22 protein-coding genes are annotated in these 21,978 nt (G+C 64.6%); 11 read left to right on the top strand and 11 right to left on the bottom strand.

Translation table 11 applies throughout. The features are described 5' to 3' along the window. Positions 1-86: 86 nt before the first annotated feature. The 3 genes from D9V28_RS06655 to D9V28_RS06645 all read left to right on the top strand — a co-directional run bounded on the left by D9V28_RS06655 (position 87) and on the right by D9V28_RS06645 (position 4,556). Positions 87-3,764 (top strand): proline dehydrogenase family protein, encoded by a 3,678-nt coding sequence (locus D9V28_RS06655; RefSeq protein WP_121659666.1) that lies wholly within the window; start codon positions 87-89, stop codon positions 3,762-3,764. A gap of 120 nt (positions 3,765-3,884) precedes the next feature. Continuing rightward, a complete protein-coding gene (locus D9V28_RS06650) occupies positions 3,885-4,241 on the top strand; it encodes a hypothetical protein (protein ID WP_121658970.1) in 357 nt (118 codons plus the stop codon). A gap of 3 nt (positions 4,242-4,244) precedes the next feature. After that, entirely contained in the window at positions 4,245-4,556 is a 312-nt protein-coding gene (locus D9V28_RS06645) for a DUF7882 family protein (RefSeq protein WP_121658969.1), read from the top strand. Positions 4,557-4,566: 10 nt separating this feature from the next. Here the strand turns inward: D9V28_RS06645 and D9V28_RS06640 are convergent, their stop codons facing one another. Then, positions 4,567-5,517, bottom strand: coding sequence for a TolB family protein (locus tag D9V28_RS06640; protein ID WP_183086454.1), 951 nt, complete (start codon positions 5,515-5,517; stop codon positions 4,567-4,569). A gap of 198 nt (positions 5,518-5,715) precedes the next feature. Between D9V28_RS06640 and D9V28_RS06635 the strand changes: the two genes are divergently transcribed. Next, entirely contained in the window at positions 5,716-7,107 is a 1,392-nt protein-coding gene (locus tag D9V28_RS06635) for an MFS transporter (RefSeq protein WP_121658967.1), read from the top strand. On the opposite strand, the gene D9V28_RS06630 is transcribed toward D9V28_RS06635, so the two are convergent. Next, the gene (locus D9V28_RS06630; RefSeq protein WP_121658966.1) at positions 7,108-7,476 is read right to left on the bottom strand and encodes a GntR family transcriptional regulator; all 369 of its coding nucleotides are present in this window, start codon (positions 7,474-7,476) and stop codon (positions 7,108-7,110) included. A 125-nt stretch (positions 7,477-7,601) separates the two neighbouring features. On the opposite strand from D9V28_RS06630, the gene D9V28_RS06625 reads away from it, so the two are divergent. Continuing rightward, entirely contained in the window at positions 7,602-8,489 is an 888-nt protein-coding gene (locus tag D9V28_RS06625; RefSeq protein ID WP_121658965.1) for a Vgb family protein, read from the top strand. Positions 8,490-8,492: 3 nt separating this feature from the next. On the opposite strand, the gene D9V28_RS06620 is transcribed toward D9V28_RS06625, so the two are convergent. Beyond that, positions 8,493-9,236 carry a GTP pyrophosphokinase gene (locus D9V28_RS06620; protein ID WP_121658964.1) on the bottom strand — a complete coding sequence of 248 codons (744 nt, stop codon included), beginning with the start codon at positions 9,234-9,236 and terminating at the stop codon, positions 8,493-8,495. Positions 9,237-9,378: 142 nt separating this feature from the next. Between D9V28_RS06620 and D9V28_RS06615 the strand changes: the two genes are divergently transcribed. Further along, complete coding sequence (locus tag D9V28_RS06615) at positions 9,379-10,209, top strand: alpha/beta fold hydrolase (RefSeq protein ID WP_121658963.1); 831 nt, start codon at positions 9,379-9,381, stop codon at positions 10,207-10,209. A 74-nt stretch (positions 10,210-10,283) separates the two neighbouring features. Here D9V28_RS06615 and D9V28_RS06610 read toward each other — a convergent pair whose 3' ends face one another. Continuing rightward, positions 10,284-10,622, bottom strand: a complete 339-nt coding sequence (locus tag D9V28_RS06610; protein ID WP_121658962.1) for a cupin domain-containing protein — start codon at positions 10,620-10,622, stop codon at positions 10,284-10,286. Positions 10,623-10,751: 129 nt separating this feature from the next. On the opposite strand from D9V28_RS06610, the gene D9V28_RS16060 reads away from it, so the two are divergent. After that, on the top strand, positions 10,752-10,916 hold the full coding sequence (locus D9V28_RS16060; RefSeq protein ID WP_183086453.1) for a hypothetical protein: 165 nt from the start codon (positions 10,752-10,754) through the stop codon (positions 10,914-10,916). A gap of 249 nt (positions 10,917-11,165) precedes the next feature. Here D9V28_RS16060 and D9V28_RS06605 read toward each other — a convergent pair whose 3' ends face one another. After that, positions 11,166-11,603, bottom strand: a complete 438-nt coding sequence (locus D9V28_RS06605) for an Lrp/AsnC family transcriptional regulator (RefSeq protein ID WP_121658961.1) — start codon at positions 11,601-11,603, stop codon at positions 11,166-11,168. A 183-nt stretch (positions 11,604-11,786) separates the two neighbouring features. Between D9V28_RS06605 and ddaH the strand changes: the two genes are divergently transcribed. The 4 genes from ddaH (at position 11,787) to D9V28_RS06585 (ending at position 16,268) form a co-directional block, all read left to right on the top strand. Further along, on the top strand, positions 11,787-12,650 hold the full coding sequence (ddaH, locus tag D9V28_RS06600; RefSeq protein WP_121658960.1) for a dimethylargininase: 864 nt from the start codon (positions 11,787-11,789) through the stop codon (positions 12,648-12,650). Between the two features lie 17 nt (positions 12,651-12,667). Next, the gene (gene rocD / locus D9V28_RS06595) at positions 12,668-13,894 is read left to right on the top strand and encodes an ornithine--oxo-acid transaminase (protein ID WP_183086495.1); all 1,227 of its coding nucleotides are present in this window, start codon (positions 12,668-12,670) and stop codon (positions 13,892-13,894) included. A 101-nt stretch (positions 13,895-13,995) separates the two neighbouring features. After that, positions 13,996-15,462, top strand: a complete 1,467-nt coding sequence (locus tag D9V28_RS06590) for a peptide MFS transporter (RefSeq protein ID WP_121658958.1) — start codon at positions 13,996-13,998, stop codon at positions 15,460-15,462. A 68-nt stretch (positions 15,463-15,530) separates the two neighbouring features. Then, the gene (locus tag D9V28_RS06585) at positions 15,531-16,268 is read left to right on the top strand and encodes a polyprenol monophosphomannose synthase (RefSeq protein WP_121658957.1); all 738 of its coding nucleotides are present in this window, start codon (positions 15,531-15,533) and stop codon (positions 16,266-16,268) included. A gap of 53 nt (positions 16,269-16,321) precedes the next feature. Here the strand turns inward: D9V28_RS06585 and D9V28_RS06580 are convergent, their stop codons facing one another. From D9V28_RS06580 to D9V28_RS06555, 6 genes are all read right to left on the bottom strand, one after another. Continuing rightward, the gene (locus tag D9V28_RS06580; protein WP_121658956.1) at positions 16,322-17,590 is read right to left on the bottom strand and encodes an alpha-hydroxy acid oxidase; all 1,269 of its coding nucleotides are present in this window, start codon (positions 17,588-17,590) and stop codon (positions 16,322-16,324) included. Positions 17,591-17,642: 52 nt separating this feature from the next. Then, a complete protein-coding gene (locus tag D9V28_RS06575) occupies positions 17,643-18,401 on the bottom strand; it encodes a FadR/GntR family transcriptional regulator (protein WP_121658955.1) in 759 nt (252 codons plus the stop codon). Positions 18,402-18,514: 113 nt separating this feature from the next. Beyond that, positions 18,515-19,189 carry a signal peptidase I gene (locus D9V28_RS06570; protein WP_121658954.1) on the bottom strand — a complete coding sequence of 225 codons (675 nt, stop codon included), beginning with the start codon at positions 19,187-19,189 and terminating at the stop codon, positions 18,515-18,517. Beyond that, complete coding sequence (locus D9V28_RS06565) at positions 19,173-20,006, bottom strand: hypothetical protein (protein ID WP_121658953.1); 834 nt, start codon at positions 20,004-20,006, stop codon at positions 19,173-19,175. Before D9V28_RS06565 ends, D9V28_RS06570 begins: the two co-directional genes overlap by 17 nt. Before the next feature lie 2 nt (positions 20,007-20,008). Beyond that, positions 20,009-21,331 carry an RICIN domain-containing protein gene (locus D9V28_RS06560; protein WP_121658952.1) on the bottom strand — a complete coding sequence of 441 codons (1,323 nt, stop codon included), beginning with the start codon at positions 21,329-21,331 and terminating at the stop codon, positions 20,009-20,011. 1 nt (position 21,332) lies between these two features. Then, positions 21,333-21,977 carry a hypothetical protein gene (locus tag D9V28_RS06555; protein WP_121658951.1) on the bottom strand — a complete coding sequence of 215 codons (645 nt, stop codon included), beginning with the start codon at positions 21,975-21,977 and terminating at the stop codon, positions 21,333-21,335. Position 21,978: the final 1 nt, after the last annotated feature.

Genomic DNA, 21,978 nt, shown 5'->3' with positions numbered 1-21,978 from the left:
GATCGGGCTCACACTAAAACTGGGAGTTGACGCAACCCGCGTGCAGCTCACTTCTCACCCACGCAAGAGGGAATAGTCTCGTGATCATGCCTCACACCTCGGCCGGCGCTGAGCTCAGCGCCACCCAGCTCGCCGCCGACGCCATTGTCCTCGCTCAAAAGTGGGTGACCGAGAGCGCTGATGCTCCCGTCGATCCCGCCGCCCAGCGACTCGCCGAAGTCCTGAAAGATCCCAACGGACTCGCCTTCACCGTCGGCTTCGTCGACGGCGTCATGCGCCCAGAAGACCTTTTTGTGGCCGGCTACAACCTGCAACGGGTCGCGAAACTCACGCCCGCGTTCCTGCCCTGGTACCTCAAGGCGGCCATCGCGGCCGGCGGAGTTCTCGGGCCAGTGATCCCCGGCGTCGTCATTCCGATCGCCAGACGTGTGCTCCGCAACATGGTTGGGCACCTGGTCGTCGACGCCACCCCTGAGAAGCTCGGCCCGGCCATCGCGCACCTGCGGGAGGGCGGCTCCCGGCTCAACCTCAACCTGCTCGGTGAGGCTGTCCTCGGTGAGCACGAGGCGCACAACCGCTACGAGGGAACCCGCGACCTCCTCGCCCGCGATGACGTCGACTACGTCTCGATCAAGGTGTCGGCGATCGTCTCGCAGCTGTCCATGTGGTCGTTCGACGAGGCAGTCGAGCGGATTGTGGAACGTTTGACTCCGCTGTATGAGTTGGCGGCAGCATCCGCTTCACCAAAATTCATCAACCTCGACATGGAGGAATACCGCGACCTCGACCTCACCCTCGCGGTGTTCATGCGGGTGCTCGACCAGCACAAGCTGCGCAAGCTCGAGGCCGGAATCGTGCTGCAGGCCTACCTGCCCGACGCCCTGTCGGCGATGCAGACGTTGCAGGACTGGGCGGCTCAGCGGGTTGCCGCAGGCGGTGCCGCCATCAAGGTACGTCTGGTCAAGGGTGCGAACCTCGCCATGGAGGGCGTCGAGGCCAAGATCCACGACTGGCCCACAGCGCCGTACAACGTGAAGCAAGACACAGACACCAACTACAAGCGGGTGCTGATGTGGGCGCTGAGCCCCGAACGCACTCGGAACGTTCGCATCGGTGTCGCAGGACACAACCTCTTCGACCTCGCTTTCGCCTGGCTGCTCGCGCAAAAGCGCGAAGTGACCGGCGGTGTCGACTTCGAGATGCTGCTCGGCATGGCCACGGGTCAGGCCGCTGCAGTGAAGCGCGACGTCGGCAACCTGCTGCTCTACACACCGGTCGTCAACCCGCGAGAGTTCGACGTCGCAATCAGCTACCTGATCCGCCGCCTCGAGGAGAACGCGTCGCAGGAGAACTTCATGTCTGCGGTGTTCGAGCTGACCACGAACACGGCGCTGTTCGAGCGGGAGAAGCGCCGTTTCCTTGCGAGTGCACAGGCGCTGGATGCCACGGCGCACGACGTTCCTTCGCCTCGCCGCACGCAGAACCGCGAGACCGAATGGACAATCGCGCCCGTTGAGGAGCTGTCGCCGGGTAAGACCGGTGCGATGGCCGAGCAGTCGTTCACAAGGGCCATCGCCGACGAGGAAGAAATCGGGATGACCCAGCAGGTGCTCGGGCTCTCGCGTGCGTCGAAGGCCGAGTCTCCGTTCGACACGGTTCGGGTGTTCGACACCACGACCCTCAACACCATTCCGGCGACCGATCTCGGTGCGCCCGGCTTCGTCAACACCCGGGACACCGACCCGGCGCTCCCGGCCAACCGGGCGTGGGGTCGCCGGATCCTCGCGCGTGTCCCTGGCAGCGAGCTCGGCATGGCGACCATCGACGCGTGCACGGTCACCGACGCGGCAACGCTCGACTTCATCCTTGAGGGAGTCCGCGCCCGTGGTGCTGCCTGGGGGGCAACGCCAGCGGCAGAACGTGCAGCACTTCTCGACCGTGCCGGTTTCGCGCTCGCCGCAAACCGTGACCGCCTGATCGAGGTCATGGCATCCGAAACCGGAAAAACCATCGCCGAGGCCGACCCCGAAGTCAGCGAAGCGATTGACTTCGCCCACTACTACGCCGCCAAGGCGCGCGAGCTCGACGCCATTCGTGGCGCACGCTTCGTGCCGTCGCAGCTCACCGTCGTCACACCGCCGTGGAACTTCCCTGTGGCGATCCCAGCCGGAGGGGTGCTTGCAGCGCTCGCCGCTGGGTCTGCCGTCGTGATCAAGCCGGCGCACCAGGCCCGTCGCTCAGCGGCAGTGATGGTTGAGGCGCTCTGGGAAGCCGGCATTCCGCAGGAGTTGCTGACCCTCGTCTCGCTCGACGAAGGCGGGCTCGGCAAACAGCTGGTGTCGCACCCGGCTGTCGACCGGGTGATCCTCACCGGTGCGTGGGAGACCGCGAAGCTGTTCCGTTCCTGGCGGCCGGAGCTCAACCTGCACGCCGAGACGAGCGGCAAGAACGCCATCATCGTCACGCCGAGTGCTGACCTCGACCTCGCTGCGGCCGACGTTGTGAAGAGCGCGTTCGGCCACGCCGGGCAGAAGTGCTCGGCGGCAAGCCTCGTGATTTTGGTCGGGTCTGTCGCGAAGAGCGACAGGTTCCGGCGTCAGCTCATCGACGCGGCGACGTCGCTTCGTGTTGGTTACCCGGACGACCCCACCAGCCAGATGGGCCCGATCATCGAGCCGGCGAACGGCAAGCTGCTGCACGCTCTCACCGAACTCGGCGTTGGCGAGAAATGGCTGGTCAAGCCGCGGCAGCTCGATGACACAGGCAAGCTCTGGTCGCCGGGAATTCGCGGTGATGTCGCGCCGGGCTCGTACTTCCACCTGACCGAGTTCTTCGGCCCAGTGCTCGGTGTCATGCACGCTCCGAACCTCACCGAGGCCATCCGCTATACGAACGCCATCGACTATGGGCTGACGAGCGGGCTGCACACGCAGGATGCCGATGACCTCGACGAGTGGCTCAGCACCATCGAAGCGGGCAACCTTTACGTCAACCGTGGCATCACTGGCGCCATCGTGCAGCGTCAGCCGTTCGGTGGCTGGAAGCGGTCCGCTGTTGGTGCCGGCGCGAAGGCCGGCGGCCCCAACTACCTGATGACGCTGGGCTCATGGCTGCCCGACTCCGGTTCAAGCAGCAAGACGCTGCACCTGCGAGGACTCGATTCTCGGGTCACCCGCATCATCGAGTCGGCACAGCCGTCGCTCGGTTACGAAGAGTTCGATGTGCTGCGTCGGTCCGCCCTCTCGGATGCCATCGCCTGGGGCAATGAGTACGGCGAGGTGAAGGACGCCTCGGCGCTCGGAGTTGAACGCAACCTGTTCCGCTACCGCCCGGTGCCCGTCGCGGTGCGCGCCACGGCCGACGCCGACCTCGGTGAGGTGCTTCGAGTGGTGATTTCTGCGGTGCGTTCGCGGTCCAAGTTCACGCTGAGCGTGGCATCCGGTCTGCCCTCCGCGATTCGCGGAGTGCTCGGCGACCTGCTCGTACCCGTTTCTGTTGAAACGGATGCTGAATGGATCGCGCGAGCGTCGAAAGTCGACGCCGATGCTGGCCGGGTGCGACTCGTCGGAAGCGCTGAGGCGCGGCGGTCGTTGCACTCGGCGCTCGCTGTGGCCGCCGAGGGCAACCCGGATCTCGCGATCTACTCGGGAGCTGTGACGCAGTCTGGCCGGATCGAGTTGCTTCCGTTCCTGCACGAGCAGGCGATTTCGATCACGGCGCACCGGTTCGGAAACCCCGATCCGTGGAGCGAAGAGGTCATTTAGCCGCGATCCGAGCGGCCTCTTCGACGTGCGCCTGGCCATGATTGGGGGCGGGCGTAGCACGCGCACCGGCACGGGTCGAGGGGTGTGGCGGTAAATTTTTCGTGGGCTACTGTCGGAAGAATGAAGCGCATTACTTACAGCGGTGGGTCCATTGTGACGGGCAACGCCATCACGGCAGCGCTTCTCCAGTACACCACCACGGTGGCCGACGCGGAGAACAGCGTCACGGTGAACATCCCGGTTCTTGAAGCCAACGGCGAAGTCACGGTGCACGAGTTTCTTCTCAGCCAGGCCAGCCAGTTTGACGTCGCAGACGTTGGCGGCGTCAGTGCGGAGGAAGAGGCCGCGCGTTTTCCGGTTCCTGACATGCCGCAGGTTGGCATCCACGGCATGGTCGAACAATCGGCGGACGCAGGCAACACCGCGGACGACTTCAATGCCGTCATGCACGAAATCGACGCTGGGCTAGGGGAGTAGACGTTGGGCAAGTTCATTTACGGCACACCGTCCATTTCGGTCGATTTCGACGACAGGGTGCTCGCGCACCTCAAGGTCGTCATCCTCTCCAAGGTGCGCCGCGGTGAGAGCTTCTCGTTCTCCTGGGAGTACACCGTTGCGTCTGGCAGCGGACACAGTTCTATCTGGATCCACCCGGCGATCCCCCTGCAGTTCGACTTTGTCGGCAGCAGGGAACCACGTCTGAATCGTGCCTGGGTCGAAGAGCTGGTCCGGCTGGCGAACTCACCTGCCGGTCTCCGCATCACGCCGGAGCCACCCGAACCCTCTAAATAGAGCGAAGTCGCTATTGTCGCCACGCTGGGAACGCGTCGTGCGACTCGTGGTTGGTCAGATTCGTGGTTTCTCGGGTCCTCAGGTCAACCACGACGATCTCGCCAACCAGATCGGTACCGTCCGCTGTGAAGGCGAGCTGCATACTGTCTGGCGACCAGGCCGGAGGCCAGTGATCGTTGCCGGGGAGGGCCGCGACTCGACGATCTGATCCGCCGCCGGCAGGCATGATGAAGATGTCCTCTTCGGTTTCCTCACTGCCCACCGAGACGTACGCGATTGTTCGTCCATCCGGCGACCACGCAGGCTCGGTAAGTTCACTGTCGCCATCGGCCAGTAGCGCCTTGTCGCTTCCGTCTCGATTCACCGTCCAGAGGTCCTGCGCTGAAGAACCGCGACTGGCGCTGAAGACGATGAGCTCGCCATCCGGAGACCAGCTGGGCCAATTACCGTTGGATGTGATTCGATGGCTGCGTTTCCCGGTGCTGTCCATCACGTGCAGTTCGTGAGCCTTGCCTTTCCAGGTCCCGTAGACGATCTCGGAGCCGTCTGGCGACCATGACGGCGTGGTCTCGTAGACGTCCGGGGTGCTGGTGAGGTTCTTGAGCCCTGTTCCGTCGGCGTTGATCACGCAGACGTCGCCGTTGCTCTCCGTGTCGACGGCCGACAGGAAGAGCAATTGAGTACCGTCGGGTGACCACGACGCCATCCCCTCGACACCATCGGCGGTGGTCAGCTGGACCGGATCCGTGCCATCCGCTCCCATCAGCCACAGGTCGAAGCTGTCGGCGCGGTTCGAGCTGAAGGCGAGGGGACGCGTTGAGGGGTCCTCGACCGTCGGGGTCGACGATGGTTCGTCGCAGAGTTGAGCGCTCGCCGCGTCGGTGGCTGTGCTGCAACCACTGCCACAGACAACGATGGCCGCAGCGGTGAGCGCGATGCCGATTCGCCTTGCTCGGCGCATCCTGACCTCCGTCAATGAACCGGTCGATCCGTGATTCTCAGCATGGGATCCGGACTTCCCCATGCTTACTCCGCGGGAGAGAGAGCGGCAAGGGGTGCTCGGTACTACCACCTCGCCCCGAAAAGACGAGCGGGTGGGCTTCCTGCCCTCCCGTTATCGGCCCTCCCGGGTCGGTGCGCTCCGGAGCATACTTGTTCAATGGCATCCGCCCCTCGAACCGACTCCGCCACCCAGCGCATAGTTCTTCTCGTCGCGATTCTGGCGTCATTCGTCGCGTTTCTCGACGGCACCATCATCAACGTTGCGCTGCCAGCCATCACCCGCGAATTCGGCGGCGGTCTTCCGGTTCAGCAGTGGGTCGTCGATGCGTATCTGCTCACACTTGGCGCGTTTATCCTTCTCGCTGGTTCCCTGTCGGATGCCTTCGGCCGGGTTCGCATCCTCGCGATCGGACTGGTTGGATTCGGGGCTACCTCTCTCCTCTGTGCCATCGCCCCGAGTGCCGAGTTCCTCATTTTCGTGCGAGCGCTGCAGGGCGCGACCGCCGCGCTTCTTGTGCCGAGTTCGCTGGCGATCATCATTTCAACCTTCTCGGGGCAGGCGCAGGCCAGGGCCATCGGTACCTGGACGGCGTGGACAGGCACGGCCATGATCGTCGGGCCGCTCATCGGCGGATTGCTCGTCGACACGGTCAGTTGGCGGCTCGTCTTCGGGATTAACGTGATTCCCATCGCGGTGACTCTCGTACTGCTGACCAGAATGGGAAAGGATCCCGAGCGGACAACGCGGCGGCCACGGGTGGATGTGATCGGTGCGATCCTCGGTGCCATCGGACTCGGCGGGCCGGTGTTCGCCCTGATTGAACAGGCCAGGTTCGGCTGGACGAGCCCTGTCGTCTGGGTTCCACTCCTCGTTGGTGTGATCGCGTTCGCCGCCTTCCTCTGGTGGGAAGGCCGAACACGCGACCCGATGATGCCGCTCTCGCTGTTTGAGTCCCGCAACTTCTCGGCTGGCAACATCGCCACCGTATTCATCTACGGCGCCCTGGGGCTCGGCTTCTTCGTGATCGCCATCTACCTGCAACAGGTCGCCGGTTGGCCCGCAACGCTGGCCGGAATTGCCACGCTTCCACCGACCCTGGTGATGCTTTTTCTCTCGAGCCGAATTGGCGCGTGGGCTGGCCGCGTCGGACCGCGCATGTTCATGACGGTTGGCCCGATCGTCGGTGGCCTCGGATTTCTGCTCATGCTCGCCGTCGACTCCGGAGTGAACTACTGGCTCGAACTGCTGCCGGGGCTCGTGATCTTCGGTATCGGCCTCTCGATCACGGTCGCACCGCTCACGAGCGCCATCCTCGGCGCGATCGACGAGTCGCAAGCCGGCATCGGCTCAGCCATCAACAACGCCGTTGCCCGTGTGGCCGGCCTCGTGGCCGTTGCCTGCGCTGGCCTCATTCTTGGCACTGTGCTCGACCTCGCGGGTTTCCACCGGGCGATGATCGCGACAGCAATCGCCATGATCCTCGGAGGAGTGATCTCGTTCGTCGGCATCCGCAACCCGACGGTAGTGGACGATTCCCCCGTGCGCTGATCAGGCGCGGATGCCCAGGGCCGCCGTGACGATCGACAGGGCGTCGTCGGCGGGAATGCCGAGCGATTTCACCCGGTCAGCGTATGCCACTGCGGCCAACTGCGCCTGCTGGTGCGTTGGGTCGCCAACGGCCGAGACGAATGTGCCATTGCGACCGCGGGTCTCGATGACGTCATCGCGCTCGAGCTCGCGGTAGGCGCGAGCGACGGTGTTCGCCGCGATTCCGAGCTCGGCGGCGAGGTTGCGCACCGTGGGCATTTTGTCTCCCGGCACCAGAGAGCCATCGCGCACAGCGTCGATGACCTGCACCCGAAGTTGCTCAAACGGTGGCGTTGACACCGAGGCGTCGAGAGTAAACGTGTGCGGCATGGGGTCCTCGCTGTTGTGTGGTCGCTGCGCTGAACGAACCGCCTCTCAACGTAGCAATACAAACCTGGTCGCGGCAAGCACGCAGGAAGTGATCCACGGGAAGCACAGACGCATAGGCTGGAATCATGACCGAGCCCATGCAGTTCTCCGAACACCGGATCTCCGCTGCGGAGGCCGCTCCGTACGGTGTCGCCATCACAGATGACGGTGCGGTGTGGGTCACGCTCATCCGCGGATCGGCCCTGGTGCGCCGCGACCCCGACGGCAGCTTCACCACAATTCCGCTCGGCAAAGGCTCCGAGCCATCGCTCCCCGCCGTGGCAACCGAAGACTCCGTCTGGGTCACCGATTCAGCGCTCAACCGCATAATCCGGGTCGGACCAGAAGGCGTCCGGGCCGAAACCGCTGTGCCAACCGCGAACGCGCGCCCCTTCGGTGTCGCCTCCGCCGACTCCGGCGAGGTGTGGTTCACCGAAATGACCACGGACTCGATCGGCCGTATCGACATTCTGGGCCGCGTCGCGGAGTTCACAGCCGGTGTCGAGCACGGCACCCCGTCGATGATCGCCGTCTCCGGCGAGAGCGTCTGGTTCACCCTCAACGCAGCCAACGCGGTCGGCTACATCCGCGGAGGCAACTCGGCAGTGGCCCTCACACAGCTCCCGACCCATGGAGCAGGCCCGGTTGGCATCACTGTTGCAACGGATGCTGCCGCCTGGTTTACCGAAATCGCCGCAGGCCAGATCGGACGAATCGACCGCAATGGAGAGCTCACCGAGTTCGAGTTGCCGGATCGCGAGAGCAAGCCGCACGCCATCGTCGCGAACCCGGACGGTGGGTGCTGGTTCACCCTGTGGGGCTCGAACCAGTTGGGCTTCATCGCCGCAGACGGAACGATCGCGGTGATCGACCTGCCGACGCCGAACAGTGAGCCGCACGGGCTCGCGGTTGCTCAGGACGGCACAGTGTGGGTCGCACTCGAGACCGGGTTCCTGGCCGAACTGCGCCCGTAGGCGTTACTCGGCCGACCGCGAGACGGCGAGCATCCGAAGCAGCGCCTCCGGCACGCCTGCCCGGCCGATGTCGCGCGCGTCCATCACACCGTCGTCGGCGCCGCCCAGATCGCGGAGAGCGATCACCTCGTCGTGCAGCCGCTCCATTCTCACGTCAAGTGAGCCCGCGGCCAGGGCAGCGTCACGCAGCTCGGCGAGCAGGCGCTCGGGCACGGCGCGGTTGTATTTGTAATAGATCTTGTGCTCGAGGCTTGCCCAAAAATCCATGGCAATCGTGCGGATCTGGATTTCCACCTTCACTTGCTCGACGTGGTCCGACAAAAACACCGGCACCTCGACGATCATGTGCAGGCTCCTGTAGCCGTTCGGCTTGGGCTCCTTGATGTAGTCGCGCACCTGCAGCACAGTGACATCCCGCTGCGCTGCGATCATGTCGAAAATCTTGTAGGTGTCAGAAATGAAGCTGCAGGTCACCCGAATACCGGCAATGTCATGAAGATCTGAACGGATGCCTGCCAGCGTCAGCTCGCAACCCTTCCGAGCGGCCTTGGCCAGAATGCTGTCCGGCGACTTGAGTCGCGAACTCACGTGCTCGATCGGGCTGTAGTCGTGCCGGTGAGAAAACTCTTCCCTGAGGATGTTGATCTTCGTCATCATCTCGTCGACAGCGAACTTGTACGACAGCATGAACCGCGTGAACTCGTCGGTGAGGGCTCGAAGTTGCTTGAGATCTCCGGCATCGGGCATGTGGGCGGTTCCTTCCGGTGGCGGACTCGACCGCCGCACCTCAGTCTGCCATCGGCGTGCTGGTCGTGGCCCGAGAAGCGTGTCACCATCGCTATAACCAGTTCGGTGCCGCACGGCGGCAAGAGGAAACGGAGATACGCGAATGAGCTTCATTTCGGTCGGAACAGAGAACTCAACGGACATCAACCTGTACTACGAGGACCATGGCTCTGGGCAGCCCGTCGTCCTCATCCACGGTTACCCGCTCGACGGCCACTCCTGGGAGAAACAGTCCGCTGCCCTCCTCAACGCCGGATACCGCGTGATCACCTACGACCGCCGCGGGTTCGGCCAGTCAGACCAGCCCACCATCGGCTACGACGTCGACACGTTCACCGCTGACCTGAACACGCTGCTCGAAACTCTCGACCTTCACGACGCGATCCTCGTCGGCTTCTCGATGGGCACAGGCGAGGTGGCCCGCTACCTCGGCACCCACGGCTCGAAGCGCGTCGCCAAGGCCGTGTTCCTCGCCTCGCTGCAGCCGTTCCTGCTCCACGCCGACGACAACCCCACCGGTGTTGCGCAGAGCGTGTTCGACGAGATCGAAACGGCCGCAACCGGCGATCGCTACGGCTGGTTCGACGACTTCTTCTCCAACTTCTACAACCTCGACGAGAACCTCGGTTCGCGCATCAGCGAAGCGGCCGTCCGCGGCAGCTGGAACGTGGCCGTCGCAGGCTCCTGGTTCGCAGCATCCGCCGTCGTGCCCACCTGGTACTCCGACTTCCGTGGCGACATCGCAAAGATCGACGTCCCAACGCTCATCGTGCACGGCACAGCCGACCGTATCCTGCCGATCGATTCGACGGGGCGACCCTTCGCCAAGCTCCTGCCCGATGCAACGTACATTGAGATCGACGGAGCGCCGCACGGTCTGCTCTGGACTCATGCCGACGAGGTCACCGAGGCGTTGCTCTCTTTTATCTCGTAGTTATTTCGAACGGATGCCATGGGCAGCGTCTCGACGTTCCTGTCGCGTTCGCTGCACCAGCGGCATCCGTTCGGTCATTCGAGGTTTTCCTGAATCATCGCCGGTGACGCGTGGATGCACACCATGTGCAGCGAACCGTGTCCTGAGTTGATGAACTTGTGCGGTGTGTGAGCCGGAACCGTGAGGATGTCGCCGCCCGCGGCGTCGACCGTCTCGTCACCGACCGTGATGGTCACTGACCCCGACTGCACCAGCCAGGTCTCGGTGTACGGGTGCTTGTGCAATCCGGGCCCCTGCCCAGGGTCGTTGTCGACAAGGTAGAACGAGACCCCCGAGTCGTGCGCCACCCCCTCGAAGCGCGCCGTCCTCCCGCTGCCGATGCGCAGATCCGCGGCTTTCACGATGGTGACCACGGTGTTCTCCCTCGAGCTTCGCGGCGAAAACTCACCTAACTCACACCCTGTTACCAGCTACGAGGGTTAGGAGTCAAGGCCCCGGGGCTTTCTGGCACCCAAACGTGGGGCGCTGTTACGGTCGTAGACATGAACATTCTCCTTGTAGTGGTCGCAATCATCGCCATCATCCTTCTTGTCACCGGTGGCTTCGTCCAGTCCCTCAACTTCCTCCTGTGGGTCGGCGTCGTGCTCCTCGTTCTGGCAATCATCGCCTGGCTGCTCCGCGTCGTCACCGGCAAGAAGAGCATCTAGCTTCTTCCCTGAACTTCGTCTAAGGGCTCGCTGAGCCCGACTTGACGACAGCAGCAAGGCCACACCGTCACCGACGGGGTGGCCTTGCTTCAGTTAACGCGCGTGCACATCACCGCGGCCGGGTCCAGAGCCGCCGTGGGCCTGGTGCGCGCTCGAGTGACAGATGTGATGGGTGCGTGGCGGGGTAACCGGCCATAAGTGTCACTCGAAAGAACCCCGACGAAGGCGACCGCCGTCTGAGACGCCCGCCTAGTCGACGGCGCGGGAGATCAGCCGCGACAGGACGATGGCGCTGCGGGTGTGATCAACGTGCGGCGCACGGCGAACCCGCTCAAGTGCCGCTTCCAAACTGGGGATGTCACGTGAGCGCATGTGGACGATGGCGTCCGCGCTTCCCGTGACCGTGCCTGCATCAATGACCTCGGGAACATCCGCCAGTATTCGGAGGAGCTCATCCGGCGCAACGGTGCCGCGACAGAAAATCTCAACGTAGGCCTCGGTGTGCAGGCCGTCGACAGCCGGGTCCACCTGCACCGTGAAGCTGCGGATGACTCCATCCGCTGTCAGCCGGTCAACGCGCCTCTTCACGGCCGAGGCCGACAGGCCGATCTCCTGCCCGATATCGCCGTATCCGGCGCGGGCGTTCTGCCTCAGCAGGTCGATAATGCCGCGGTCGAGGTTGTCCATGGCCGCAGTCTACGCCCGATTCTTGCGTCTGAGCGAGAATTCACGCAGCATTCATGCGCTGAACTGCAGACAAGATTTCGGGGCTGCGTGCCACACTGGGAGCACGGCGTGCCTGCCGGTTCGCGACCCGCGAGCTGCTGGCCAACCAGGACACCGTCCGCCGCTTTCCTGACGGGAACCAGCATGACGAACATCGACACCCTGACGCAGGCACCGGAGCAGCGCCGCGTCCCAACGACCCGCAGCTACCTGATGTGCCGCCCTGAACACTTCACGGTCTCGTACAAGATCAACCCGTGGATGGAGCCGGCGAACCCAACCGACACCGCCAAGGCACTCGCGCAGTGGCAGGTGCTGTACGACACTTACGTCGGGCTCGGCCACGACGTCCACCTGATCGATCCCGTCGAGGGCCTGCCTGACATGGTCTACTCGGCGAACGGTGGTTTCGTGATCGACAACATCGCGTACGGCGCGAGCTTCACCTTCCCCGAGCGCATGCCGGAGGGACCCGCATACATGGACTGGTTCCGCGAGCAGGGCTTCGACGTGCGGGTTCCCGAGAACATCAATGAGGGTGAGGGTGATTTCCTCCTGGTCGGCGACACAATCCTGGCCGGCACGGGTTTCCGGAGTGAGTCGAAGAGCCACAGCGAGGTCGCCGCACTGTACGGCCGCGAGGTCGTCACCCTGAACCTCGTCAACCCGAGTTTCTACCACCTCGACACAGCGATCGCGGTGCTCGACCCGCTCACGGGAGACCGGGGCGCCAACATCGCCTACCTGCCGAGCGCTTTCGACGCGAAATCCCTTTTGATCCTCCAGGATCGATACCCGGATGCCATTCTCGTCAGTGAGGAGGACGCCTCTATTCTCGGCCTCAACTCGATCTCCGACGGGTACAACGTCGTCATCGCGAAGCGCGCTGTTGGCTTCGAACGTCAGCTGCGCGAGCGCGGCTACAACCCCATCGGAGTTGACCTCTCCGAGCTGCTGCTCGGTGGCGGTGGCGTGAAGTGCTGCACCCTGGAGCTGCGGAAGTCATGAGCATCGTGAATGGGGAAATGACCGTGATGACCAGTGAGGCGCGACGCGTTATCGCGAGCGAAGAAGAGTTCGTTGCCCACAACTATCACCCGCTCGAGGTGGTTGTGGCATCCGCTGATGGTGCATGGGTGACCGACGTGCACGGCAAGCGGTATCTCGACTGCCTTGCGGCGTACTCGGCCGTGAACTTCGGGCACTCGAACCACACTTTACTCGCCGCAGCGCGTGAGCAGCTCGACCGGGTCACCCTGACCAGCCGTGCCTTCTACAACGATCAGCTCGGGTCATTCGCCCAGGCGCTCGCCGAACTGGCCGGCAAAGAGATGGTGCTGCCAATGAACACCGGTGCTGAGGCGGTGGAGTCAGCGATCAAGGTTGCGCGCGCCTGGGGATACCGGGTGAAGGGCGTTGCGGCCGGGCAGGCCAACATCATCGTGATGGCCGGCAACTTCCACGGTCGCACCACGACGATCATCAGCTTCTCCGACGACGAAGATGCCCGCGCTGACTTCGGCCCGTACACGCCTGGCTTCCGTACGGTGCCATACGGTGACGCTGCGGCGCTCGCTGCGGCCATCGACGAGAACACGGTTGCTGTTCTGATCGAGCCGATCCAGGGCGAGTCCGGCATCGTTGTTCCGCCGGCCGACTACCTGCCCACGGTTCGCGAACTGTGCACCGATCACAACGTGCTGTTCATCGCCGACGAGATCCAGTCAGGCCTCGGTCGAACCGGAGCCACCTTTGCCTGCGACCTCGTCGACGTTGTGCCCGACCTGTACCTGCTCGGCAAAGCGCTCGGCGGTGGCATCGTTCCGGTGTCTGCTGTCGTCGGCAACCGCGACATCCTCGGTGTGCTCCAGCCGGGCCAGCACGGGTCAACCTTCGGCGGCAACCCGCTGGCCGCCGCCGTTGGCCGCGCTGTCGTGCGGATGCTGGCGAGCGGCGAATACCAGAAGCGGGCGCGCGTGCTCGGCGCTCGACTGCACGAACGGCTCGGCGCTCTCGTCGGGCACGGCGTGCTCGAGGTGCGAGGCGCCGGACTCTGGGCCGGAATCGACATCGACCCAGCGCTCGCCTCGGGCCGGGCTGTCTGCGAGCGACTGATGGAGCGCGGGGTCCTCGCCAAGGACACACACGGCTCAACGATTCGGCTGGCCCCGCCGATCGTGGTCGAGGAGAACGACCTCGACTGGGCGGTCGACCAGCTGGAGGCCGTTCTCGAGGAGTTCCGCGGCGCGTAGCGCCGGAAGCCTCGCTCGGGCTCGGGCTCGGGCTCGGGCTCGGGCTCGTGATCGAGCAATAGCTTTCGCGAAGCCGTGATTCGGGGAGTACCGTCTTAGGTATGAGCCAGACCACAACTCCGGCCTCCGCACGCGAAGACCACAGTTTTTTCGGACAACCCCGTTCTCTCGCCAACCTGTTTGGTGTCGAGATGTGGGAGCGCTTCTCGTTCTACGGAATGCAGGGCATCCTCCTCATCTACCTGTACTACTCGGTAGAAGAGGGCGGACTCGGCATTCCGCAGGTCACAGCCGCCGGCATCGTCGGCGCGTACGGCGGTGGCGTGTACCTGTCGACGATCCTCGGCGCCTGGGTTGCTGACCGGCTGCTCGGCAGTGAACGTGTGCTGTTCTACAGCGCCATCGTCATCATGGTCGGGCACATCGCCCTGGCCCTTGTCCCTGGCGTCGCCGGTGTTGCTGCAGGCCTCATCCTCGTCGCCATCGGGTCCGGTGGTCTCAAGGCCAATGCCACGAGTGTGGTCGGAACGCTGTATGCGGAGAAGGATCCGCGCCGCGACGCCGGCTTCTCCCTGTTCTACCTCGGCATCAACCTGGGTGCGTTCTTTGGACCCATCCTCACGGGACTGCTCCAGCAGAGCCTCGGCTTCCACTACGGCTTCGCCCTCGCCGCTGTCGGAATGGCGATCGGCCTGATCCAGTACTCGTTCGGCCGCAAGCGTCTGCCCGCGATCGCGAGCCACGTTCCCGACCCGCTGCCGAAGTCACGCTGGCTGCTGTACGGGCTGATCGGTGCCGCAGCACTTGTGCTGATCGTGATCCTCGTGATGACCGGCGTCATCACCGCAGAGAACCTCGTCACGATTGTGATCGGTCTGACCGTGGCATCCGCAATTCTGTATTTCATCGTGATTCTCACGAGCAAGCACGTCTCCTCGATCGAGCGCAAGCGGGTGTACGCGTTCATTCCGCTGTTCATCGCGAGTGCGGCGTTCTGGTCGCTGTACCAGCAGCAGTTCACCGTCGTCACAATCTACTCGGACGAACGGCTCGACCGTGGCCTGTTCGGCTGGGAGATGCCGGTGTCGTGGGTGCAGTCGATCAACCCGATCTTCATCATCGTTCTGTCCGGTGTGTTTGCGGCGATCTGGACGAAGTGGGGCACGAAACAGCCGAGCACTCCGCTCAAGTTCGCGGCGGGCACAGCCATCATGGGTCTCGCGTTCCTGCTGTTCCTGCCGTTTGCCGGTGGGGCAGCGAACTCGACACCGTTGCTCGCGATGATCGGCATCCTCCTCGTCTTCACCATCGCGGAGCTGCTGATCTCGCCGGTGGGGCTCTCGGTCGCCACGAAGCTCGCGCCAGAGGCGTTCCGCACGCAGATGGTCGCCCTGTTCTTTCTCTCGGTCGCGCTGGGCTCCGCCGTCTCGGGCCTTCTGGCCGAGTGGTACCTCACCGTGGATGAGTCGCTGTACTTCGGCCTGCTCGGCGGCATCGCGATCGTGATCGGAATCGTGCTCGCACTCATCGCCCGCCCGGTGCTGCGACTCATGAGCGGGGTGCGCTGACGGAAGGGCCCTTGCCGAAGGATTAGGCTGGGAAGCCGCGCGGCGCCCGCCGCCTCGGGAGGACGCACGTGGCAGAAACGCTTGTCGTCATTCCGACGTACAACGAGCGCGAGAATGTTGCGGCCATCGTCGCTCGAGTGCGCGCGGCGACGCCCGACGTGCACATTCTCGTGGTCGACGACAATTCTCCAGACGGCACCGGTGCGATCGCCGACGGCCTGGCGGCATCCGACTCTTCGCTCTTTGTCCTGCATCGCGCGGGCAAGAACGGCCTCGGCATGGCCTACGGCGAGGCGTTTCGCTGGGCGCTCGCCCGCGGTTACGAGCGCATCGTCGAGATGGACGCTGACGGATCACACGCCCCCGAGCAGCTTCCGTCGTTATTGAGAGCAGCGGATGCTGGCGCTGACGTCGTTCTCGGATCGCGCTGGATTTCTGGCGGTGGCGTCGAGAACTGGCCGAAGTACCGTGAACTGCTGTCGCGGGGCGGAAGTGCATACGCGCGACTCGTGCTCGGGCTGCCGCAACGGGACGTGACCGGGGGATATCGGGTGTTTACCGCATCCGCGCTGAGCAGCATCCGTCTGGAAAATGTGCACAGCCAGGGCTACGGCTTCCAGGTCGACATGCTGTTTCACGCTCAGCGTGCCGGGCTCACCATCGTCGAGGTGCCGATCACCTTTGTGGAGCGGGAGTTCGGGGTGTCGAAAATGACCGGCGGCATTGTGGCCGAGGCCATGCTGCGGGTGACGCTGTGGGGGATCGGCGCCCTGCCGGGGAGGGTGCGGGGCTGGTTCGTCCGCTGATGCGAAAGGTCCACCGCCCGGAGGCGATGGACCCGATTCGCAGAGGTGCGCTCTTAGCCGTTCAGGGCGGAAACAGTGTTCGCGGCTGGTTGCCCGATGGGCATGAGGCGCGCGAGCTGGGTCACGTGGCGCGGCTCGAGCTCCTCGAGGCTCGCGACACCGAGCAGCTTCATGGTGCGGCGGATTTCCTCGGAGAGGATGGAGATCGTGCGATCGACACCCTGGCGGCCACCGGCCATGAGGCCGTAGAGGTAGGCACGGCCGATGAGGGTGAACTGGGCGCCGAGGGCGACGGAGGCCACGATGTCGGCGCCGTTCATGATGCCGGTGTCGAGGTGCACCTCGACCTCGGTGCCGACCTCCCGGACGACAGCTGGGAGCAGGTGGAACGGAATCGGTGCGCGGTCGAGCTGGCGTCCGCCGTGGTTCGACAGCACGATGGCGTCCGCACCGAGCTCAACGGCGAGGCGAGCGTCTGCGACGGACTGGATGCCCTTGACGACGAGCTTGCCCTTCCACTGCTCGCGGATGAACTTCACCTCGTCGGGGCCGACCGTCGGGTCGAACATCGTGTCGATGAGGGCGGCAACGGTGCCCGACCAGCGGTCAAGGCTCGCGAAGGCGAGGGGCTCTGTGGTGAGGAAGTTGATCCACCAGGCCGGGCGAGGCAGCGCGTTGATCACGGTCTTCGGGGTGAGGGCAGGCGGAATCGAAAAGCCGTTTTTGACGTCGCGGAGGCGTGCGCCACCGACCGGGGTGTCGACGGTGACCATGAGGGTGTCGTAGCCTGCGGCCTGGGCACGGTCAACGAGGGCGAGCGACCGGTCGCGGTCGGTCCACATGTAGAGCTGGAACCAGTTCCGTCCACCCGGTGCTGCGGCGGCGACGTCCTCGATCGAGGTGGTGCCCATGGTGGAGAGGGTGAATGGGATGCCGGCGGCCTCGGCTGCGGTTGCTCCGGCGCGCTCACCCTCGGTCTGCATCATGCGGGTGAAGCCGGTCGGGGCGATACCGAACGGCAGAGCGCTGGTCTTGCCGAGCACCTCGCGCGTGGTGTCGACCTTGGACACGTCGCGCAGCACGGACGGGTGGAACTCGATGTCCTGGAACGCCTGGCGGGCGCGGCTCAGCGAGATCTCGCCCTCCGCAGCGCCGTCGGTGTAGTCGAACGGAGCCTTCGGGGTGACACGCTTCGCGATCGTCCGCAGGTCGGCGATGCTTGTCGCTGCAGCGAGCCGCCGGGTGCGTGCGTTGAACTCCGGCTTCTTGAACTGCATCAGCGGTGCGAGGTCGTGCACCTTCGGGATTCGTCTCTCGACCATGGGGTCTCTTTCTGTCGGGGGTAGTGGTGGTCCAAATGCCAAAAAGGGTTGTCTACGTGCCTCGTGGCGTGGCATCCGGAACCGTTTCTGGCAAACCGACCACTCGATGCGCGGGCAGGTTGGTCTCGGAGTAGTAGTTCTCGATGTGCGAGTGCACCGTTGCGCGGGCGACAGCCGCGTCGCCGGACTCGATTGCCCTCACGATGTCGCGATGCTCGAGCATCAGCCGAGCGGATGTCGCCTCCCACGACGGCAGGGTCGACGCCCCGGCGCGCACGTAACTCTCGATCGAACTGCGCAGGCCGGCCATCGTCGCCGCGATCACCTGGTTGCCAGACGCCTCGGCGAGCGAGAGGTGAAACTGCGCGTCCAAAGCGAGAAACTCGTCGGCTGAGAGTGTGCGCGACTCCATGACATCCAGAAGACCGACGGATGCCTCAAGGCTCCGCTTCGGAGCGGACTCGGCCAGGTCGGCAGCAACGGCGGTCTCGAGAACGAGTCGCGTTCCTACGATGTCGGCGACAGCGAAGCCCGTCGCGGCAACCTGGAGTCGCATAAGGGCGGACATGCCGCCGCCGGGCAGCGCAACGATGATCGCACCCGCACTGGGGCCCGAGCCCGTCGCCGTGCGGATCAGACCGAGCACCTCGAGCACCCGAAGTGCTTCACGCACACTCGAGCGTCCGACGCCGAGGTCGGCGGAGAGGGTGCGTTCGCCTGGCAGTCGGTCGCCGGGGCGCAGGCGGCCGTCGAGCAGGTCGCGCTCGATCGACTCGAGCACGACGCGCCAGGCGCGGGGTTCATCCGTCACGCTGCTCCCGTTCGTGGTGTGGTCAGACCACACACTCTACACGGAAAAGCGCGCGCAGCGTGGGCTTGGACTGGCGCTTGGGTGCGAGCCGGCCCGAGTCGCCCTGAGTTGCGTTAGTGGACCTGGCGGCGCGCGCGGCGCGTTAGCGGCTGCCCATCCGCAAGCGCGGGCGTTCCGTCGGCCGGCGCCTTGGCAGCCAGCGCCGAGTCGGCCGCTTCACTGCGTGCGGGTCCACCTTTGGGGCGCTTGGTGCGCTCCCTAAGGCCGGATCCGATCATCCAGATTGCGTAGATCCCAAGAGCTCCCGCCGCGAGCGGTACGACGACCGCTCGAATGTCGCCCGTGACGATCTGGCTGACCCAGCCGACCCACGGCACCGCGTACCAAACCGTGCCGACTACCTGGTCTTCGATCACGAAGCCGGCGTCCGGGCTGGGGTTCGCGTCACCCTGTGTGGTGAACATGAATTCGCCATCCGCCGTACGTCTCTGCTCCGTCACGCGGTGAGTCACGAGCGTCGGCTCTCCGCTGTGCAGCTGATAGGTCAGGACGTCACCCGGAGCGATGTCGTCGACGTCTGTCGGGCGCACCACAATCAGAGTGCCCGCTGGATAGTGCGGCTCCATTGACGATGTCATCACGGTGAGCGCCGTCGACCCAGTCACGGCAGGAACGACAATCGCGACAATCCCGACGAGGACAATGATCGAGAACAGGCCGGTCATGATCCCGGTGCTCAGAGCACGCAGAAATCCGGGCAGTCGTTTCCGGTTACGGGTGTTGGGCATCGATGCTGGCTTCGTGGCGCCGGCGCGAGAGCGCGATGCCGATGGCTCCGCCCCCGAGGAACACGGTGCTCAGGAGAACGGCAAAGGCGCTGAACTGGCCACCGGTGGTCGGAAGGTCGCCGTTCGAGTTCCCCGAACCAGGCAGACCAGCACCCGCGCCTCCGTTGCCGCCGGCGCCAGGGGTGCCGGGGTCCGGGGTGCCGGGGTCAGGGTTCGGCCCTGTTCCACCCGTCGGCGGGCACAACACAGAGCCGTCGTCGCCTGGGTCGACCTGGGCGTCAGTGAGGGTGGCGCGGAGCTGAAAGCTCAAGGTCCCAAGCGCGCCCTCACGGCCGCTGTCGCCGGGGGCGGAACCCGTGGTCGCGTCAAAATTCAGCGCGATGTCGAGGGGGAAGGTCTCGCCAGGTGCGAGCACGATGTCGTTATTCAGCGGGGCGCATGGCGCGGCCGCAACGGCCTCCTCGACGGTGATTTGAGCGAGTTCGCGGCCATCTACGTCGGTGAAGGTGAGATCGGATGCCTGTGCGAGGTCCCGGTTCGTTGCTGTGGCGTTCGCAAGGTTTAGTCCGAGGCGCCCAGCCTCGGTGGAGTCGTTGCGCAGCCAGACGCGATCTGTGACCTCATCGCCTGGCACGATGCGCCCGGCCAAGGGGAAGAGCGGCACGTCGCTTGCGGGCGCAAAGGTCACACCGTCACGCGAGATCAGGAGCGGCTCGTCGACAGCTGCGGTAGCGGCGGTTGCGGGAGTGAGCGCGAGGGCAACGCCGAAGGCAATCGCCAATGGCAGAACTTTGCGGCTGAGTGGGCGCGACATCATTCTCAACCCGTCCCGGAGACGGCCGTGACAACAGTGCCGGCTCGGTTGAGAACGAGGTTGTTGTACGCCGGGAAAGTTCCATCAATGAAAATGATGCGCATTGTGTTCGGACCTTCCACGAGAAGGTCGTTGGCGACGGTCAACGCGTTCGCCTGTGACGTCGTGGTCACAGTGGTCCACGTTCCGCCCGAGAGCCGTTGCAAGAAGAACGGCGCGGCCGCGACGCGCGGACCAACCGTGAGCGTGGTTGTCGTGGCGTTTGAGGAGAATCCGAGGGGGATGCGCAGGGGGTTCACGATTACAGAGCCGATGTTGCTGCAGTCAATCATCGTGAGAGCTGCGACACCAGAGGCCTGTGGCATGGAGAGACACAGTCCGTTCGTCGCAGATACAAATTGCACGGTGGTCGTTGAGACGCGTTGGACGTACCACTGCTGGGCGGGAGACGCGGGGTCAGACGACACGGTCACCTGGCGGTTGGATCCGTCCACTGCGAGACGGCTGTTCGGAGAGTGGCGTGGACGCAGAGTGATGAGCGAGCGATCGGCTTCGCTGACCGGGACGACCTGCCACATCTGATTCGCTTGGACGGAGCTTCCGCATTGATAGGCGATTGCGTTGCCGAAGGTGTTGTTGGCCTCGACATCGAGACAGGTCGCGCCGTTCGCGCTTCGAATCGAGTGCCATCGAGAATCGTTGACGGGTGCGAGCGCGGTGTCCAGCGGGTAGATGGCTGACATAGTTTGCGTCGCTACGGCTGGAGTAGATGCCGCTGTCCACCCGGTGGTAGTCGCGAGGGAAACATTGAGGGTGCCCGCAGCCCTGGCGTCGCCTGTGGCCGATGCCACACTGTCTCGTTGTGAAAGCGGGATGGTTGTGCGTACACATAAGGTCTGCGCCTGACCGGCTGCAAGCTGGATGTTCCCGAGGGTTGCCGACGCCCATGTGCCCGTAACGGCGTCTGAAGGAATCGTCGACCCTGCGACGCAGGCTGCTGAATTCGCAACACGCCAGATCGTCAGTGGCAGTTGCGCAGCGATGGGCGCAGTCGAGGAGATGCTCGCGGTCGCAAAACCGGCGACGCTTCCTGTGTTGGAGATCGAGAAAGGGCCGGTCACTGTCTGACGTGCGTGTGCGTTGGTGTACGTCGCATTCAGTGATGGGAAGCTGATTTGAGTCACAGTCACGGAAGGGGTGGTGACCTGCCCTGTTCCCTGAGCCGACGCTGTCCAGTATGCCCAGGCCGCGCCGCCGCCGCCCACAAGCAGGGCGAACGCCATGATGCCGGCAAGAAAGCCTGCTACGCCTTGACGGGCACTTCGCATATTAGCGCGCCTCCTGGTCGGCACCGATGGTGAGCGTGAATCCGACGCCCTGACCGCTCTGGGTAGTCGGTGTTGCCGGCCTGAGCCGTACCTCGAGACAGTATGTCTTTGTCTGGCCGGCTGCGAGCCGGTCGAGAGATCCGAGGGTGTACCCGCTCAGGTCGGCGAGCGGACCGCCGAGCCCGACGGCACACGCCGCCGCATTTGCGACAGGAGTGAGTCGGGCCTGGGTGTTCGCGGTAATCGCCGTACTCGTGGTCGTGGCAATTCGTGCGTTGAGAACTGAGGGCACATCGCCGACACTGGTGACAGTGAAGGACCGAGCAACCGGAGTAGCCGGAGTCACGGCGGCCCACGTGCCGAGTGCTGACGATGCAGCGCCGTTTACCCGCAACTCGAAGGTTCCGGCTGTGACCGTGACGGCGGGGGTTTGGACGCTCGCATTCAGCAACGCATAGGTTCCACCGGCGCTCGCGAGGCCGAGCGCGAGCGCGCCGCCCGACAGCAGCGTGGCTGTCAGAAGCGATCGCGCTCGCGAGCTGGCTTTTGCGAGCCGTCGCGAATCGCGACGAGCTGTGTACTTCGTATTCGCGTGAACCATATGAACCCCGGTGTGGTCGTCGCCGAGGCGACGACCACGAGCCACT

Source organism: Mycetocola zhadangensis (assembly GCF_003668565.1).
Lineage (GTDB): Bacteria > Actinomycetota > Actinomycetes > Actinomycetales > Microbacteriaceae > Mycetocola_A > Mycetocola_A zhadangensis.
This window is presented reverse-complemented; position numbering and strand designations above follow the sequence as displayed.